The organism is Bartonella sp. AU18XJBT (assembly GCF_028618595.1).
In the GTDB taxonomy this organism is placed as follows: Bacteria; Pseudomonadota; Alphaproteobacteria; order Rhizobiales; family Rhizobiaceae; genus Bartonella.
In genome coordinates this window covers 1-4442 of the sequence record NZ_JAQITE010000072.1, presented here as the reverse complement: position 1 = coordinate 4442, position 4442 = coordinate 1, and the positions used below count along the sequence as shown (strand labels likewise).

Here is a 4442-nt window from a genome sequence, read left to right as displayed (position 1 = left end):
TAAAATTCTTTCCAACGGTTGTTGTTCCTCCAGAGTTTCCTGTCGCACCATGCTTTGCAACAGAAGTTCCTCCTTTACCAATTGTGATATCCTCATGCCCGTTTAAACTGGATTTATAGCCATACCACACGGAACAACCTCCTCCTCCGCCACCGCCGCCATCGCCATAAGACCAAGAGGAACCACCACTACCTCCGCCGCCCCATGCTTGGATCTCAACTTTGGTTTTATTCGTCACCCAATCTGGCCATTGAATTTTTCCATCCTGTGTATAGAGCAATTCAGCATCGGCAATAATGAGTTTATTAATCAAATCTTTTTTGATTTTTTTAATTTCCTGCTTGAGAATATCTATTTCTGATTTCGTATAAACAAGATCACCATCCACTTTCAGCGGTCCTTTCAACATGCTTCCCGTTGCACTTAAACTTGTGACCACTTCACCATTATGGGTGAGGCTAAACGACGAATTGCCCAAAAGCTCTAAATCACCATTTATGGTGACTTTGCTGGTAAATTTATTGTAATTTTTCCATTCATTTGGGCTTGCTAGGCGCCCATAGCTTGTGAGATCTTCGTTGATCTTGGCTCTAAAGTCATCTAATCCAACAATATCTTCGGTTTTATGTTGATGCGCTCCTAACAGAGAGACAGCACTGCCAAAGGTGAAGTTATTATTGCTTGCTTTGTAGAGCACATAATTATTTGCGGCATCTTTTGCCCCCTCGATATCACTTAAATCAGTAAGGGTGAAGGTTTTATCGGCTGCCATTTTGGCCTTAAGGGCTGCTTCAAGATCTGCAACATCACTTATTGTGTGCATGTGTTGTAAAGGCGCTTTTTGGTCTACCTTGTCCTCAACTTCCATTATGGTTTGATCAATTTTCGTCAAGTTTTCCCGCAAGATTGGGAATTCAGAACTGATAAAGCGTCCTTCTTTAGGCAATTCCATGTCGAGTTTTTTGGTTTTTGTCATCTCTCATTCTCCCATCACAATATGCCGGCGCCAAAATCACTCACCATGGAGCGTGCCGCCGGTCCACCGGTAAGGGTGAGTTTTAAGCGTGCTTGTCCTGCTGTTTTGTCACCACTGATAAATTTGCGCTCTGTCCAAAGCGGTTCAGCGAGTTGTTCTGTCTCATCGAGTTTTAAAGGGACAAAGGTACCATCATCCAGTTGCATCTCGAGGGTGAATGAAGAACCGCCCGGCAAGAAGGTTTTGATATAGCTCGTTAACCTTGCCTTTTCCCCAAAGGCAAAAGCCCTTGTGACATAGGTTGCTGTTTTATGGATTTTTCCTGCAATCAATTGTACAGGGGCAAATAAGACGGGTGAGAGCTTCTCCGTACCTTTAAGAATAGCGCGAAGCTTGACTTTTTCACTGATATATTCGGTCAGACTAAGCAATTGAAAGGGCAGCAGTTGATAAACTGTACCGTTGTTTCTTTCAATTTCAAAGATGACAGAACAATCGCTTGAAGGCAATTCAATGGCTGCACGCACCTGCAAATCAGAGCAATCCACAAGATCAAAGGTGCCTAAATCCACCGTTTTTTCTGTTTGTCTGTAGCGTGCTGCCAGCACTCGAAAGGCTAAAGCCTCATCTTGATGGGCGGTCCATGTCTGCGCATTGACTGAAGAAAAGCGTGGACCGGTCACGTAAGGGTGACTTGAGACATATCTCTGATGTTCTGCATCAAAATCCCCAAGCTTTGCTAAAGAGACGGAATGATCAGCATCATCTGTCTTGATAACGAAAGCCGTTAAGCGGTCATCCATCACAAGGAGTGGTACATCATAGCGTGCTTCTGCCCACCCTCTCTTTGCGCCCTTCATGGAATAGGAGGTTTGGGCTTGAATATCGGCGGTGGGATAACCGTTTTCTGTGGTAACTAAATCAATAACAAGGTCATGATTTTGATTGCCTATTTTACAAAGATGGAAATCAATCCCAGTGATTTGTCGTGTTTCATCGGGGGTAAAGACTTGCGCTTGCGGGTCGACTTGTGTCCAGATTTTCACCGTGGTGGTGCGCCGCATGACTTTTACATCAATCACCCCTTGACCGGTAAAAAGCCCCGTTGCTGTTGTTCCGCCTTTCCCTCGTGCAATCACATTCTTTGTCCCAGCCGTAATGTTTGGAGGAATCTTGAAACTCCCTTCAAGGGTGCCTTTGCTATTGGCAACAAGGCGGCTTTTGGGTAAGACATTCACGCCATCAAAGCTAAGGCTGTCCAAGATTTCACCACTGCCAAAACCTTCAATCTTAAAGTTCAACGGAATTTGTCTTAAAAAATCGATTTGCTCCCTCGTTGTATTCACCAAATCATCGCTGACTTCTGTCTTAACGATGCTTCTCCCACGGTTCCAGCCCATATTGAGTTGATTGGTCACACCAGAGAGCCAATCGGTGCGCTGTTCGTGCCAAAAGTCTGTCGCGGGGTCAAGGGTTACTGTACCAGGCAGGGGTGCAAAATTTTGATAAGGATTGATTTTTTCGCAAGCCGTTGTCAACTCTTGCGCAATGATTACTTCATTGGTCCAGTCAAGCGTGACAGGCGCTGTAAGATTAGCAGTGTAAAAGGTTGGATCAATGGCAAGCTGCAAAATGCCGTTGCCTACAGCCCCCGTTTGTTGAAAGCCTTCATCTCTGTAACGATCATCAAGAAAAGGATCTGCAAACATACCTTTTTTGGCGACAGGCTCTTTAGAGTCCACATTGCTTTTAATGCGCTCTAACTGCATCAGCCTGTCAAGCGAGAGCACCCGTTGAAAATAGCGCCACATCTCATCATAGGGGGCAACACGTGTGCCATCATTGACCACAACAGGCGTTTCAAGCCAATTGTTGGTGATCGTTGCAAGGGACAACACATCATCAGGGACACTGGGTGCCATAGGGTGGTCTACTGATATACCTTTGATGTAAACCACATTACCCCCTGTGTTCAGTCCTATACGGTCAATGCGGGGCAATTTGTAAGTGTAACTGACGATAATATCCCCACCTTGCGCCCCCCCTGAGACGGTAATTTCCTTTGCTGTTACTTTATCAGCCGTGATTTTTGCACGATAGCGATAAGTCACCTTATAGCTGCTCCCTGCTAAAGGTTCGTCTCCTACGGGCGCCCAATCAATGGTGTCTCCGGTTTTTTTAAAATCTGTGCCTTCTTTAAATTCCTTGCTTCCTTGAACGACTTTGATAAACGCGGTGATGCTTTTATCCGGCACACCATCACGCCCTGCGGCAACTGCACCACGGGTGACGTTAACGGTTTTTTCTTTTGTCAACAAAAGAGACTGAATATCAGCAATAGGAAAATAATAGGGTTTAAAGGTGAAACTTGTCTTGCCTTTTGGGGGTGCAAAAATATGCGTTTCGCTTGGAACAACGCTTGTCGAAAAATCCTCCACCTCTTCATGGCGCAAGGCGGCTAAGCGCTTGCGTTTAAAGCCATTAATATTGGCTTCTCCTTCTTGAATACTAAAGACTTGGCAACCATTATTGGCTCCCAATGCGCTTACACGGCAGCCACTCACGATATAATGCCCATGGGCTCTGTCATATGTTGCAATAGCTTGCATGGCGGGTTCAAGCAATGAGGGGGATTTTTGGTCAATCAGAACACCATCTTGTAAAATATAAACCGGAAAGAAAATGCCACTTTGCGCATCTTCTTTCAGTGCCCAAACAAGCTTTGCTGTTTCGCGTGCGGCACCGGGTTCTCCTTCTGCCAAGGTGCCAGGGACTTGCCCCAACAGCTCTGGATCATCCTCATGAGTTATCCATTTTTTTTGCAGCTTCACACCAATTTCCAAGCGTCCAATCATGGCAACATTATTGAGTACAGCTTCAGAGACCGGAAAAATATCGCCTGCGATATAAATCTTGCCATCCGTTAATGTGACGGTCTTTGTCTCTTTATTGACAAAAGCATCCGCCCGTTCCACGCGGTCTCCTTCTTGTGCCACAAGACGCCCCAAGCGGTCATGCCGTCCCCTTATAATGGTTTGAACTTCATTCAGTTCACCAGCTTGAATAAAGGGACGCGTGCCATAAAAGACAACGCTTTGTTGTTCCTCTTTGCCGCGAGATCTGTCAATTGCAAAGGGTAAACCACTTTCATGCTTCATTTTAAAACCTCAATAAAATCTTGAATTGTTCGCGAACATCAGCTCGCAAAGGAATGTTAATGGGCGTTTTGAGTATCTCCACACCACCATTGAGTTCATTGGCGTCACACCAAAGCTTGCCCAAAGGGATATCAAGGGGGATATCAAGAGGGATATCAAGAGGGATATCTTGTTTGGGGGTGGCATGAACGAGAATGGAAACAAAGGCTGCTTGTTTCCGGTCAACATCGTGAAAGTCTGTTCGTGCTGCCAGAAACAACAAGGTGCCTGTTGGGGAAGGGTTAAATCTGTTACCACAATGGCTGTAC

At 45.5% G+C, this 4442-nt stretch carries 2 protein-coding genes and 1 pseudogene; all 3 read right to left on the bottom strand.

Translation table 11 applies throughout. From position 1 onward, the window contains the following. On the bottom strand, positions 1-976 hold a 976-nt coding region (locus PVV60_RS09580; protein ID WP_273724559.1), incomplete at its 3' end, for a Bgr_08870 family protein. Between the two features lie 14 nt (positions 977-990). Further along, positions 991-4134, bottom strand: a complete 3144-nt coding sequence (locus PVV60_RS09575) for a DUF4815 domain-containing protein (RefSeq protein WP_273724558.1) — start codon at positions 4132-4134, stop codon at positions 991-993. A gap of 1 nt (position 4135) precedes the next feature. Beyond that, positions 4136-4442: pseudogene (locus PVV60_RS09570) on the bottom strand (phage tail protein); the annotation flags it as partial.

Bases quoted from the DNA above. Each gene is read 5' to 3' on its own strand.
- PVV60_RS09575 (WP_273724558.1), bottom strand. From the start codon at position 4,134: ATGAAGCATGAAAGTGGTTTACCCTTTGCAATTGACAGATCTCGCGGC.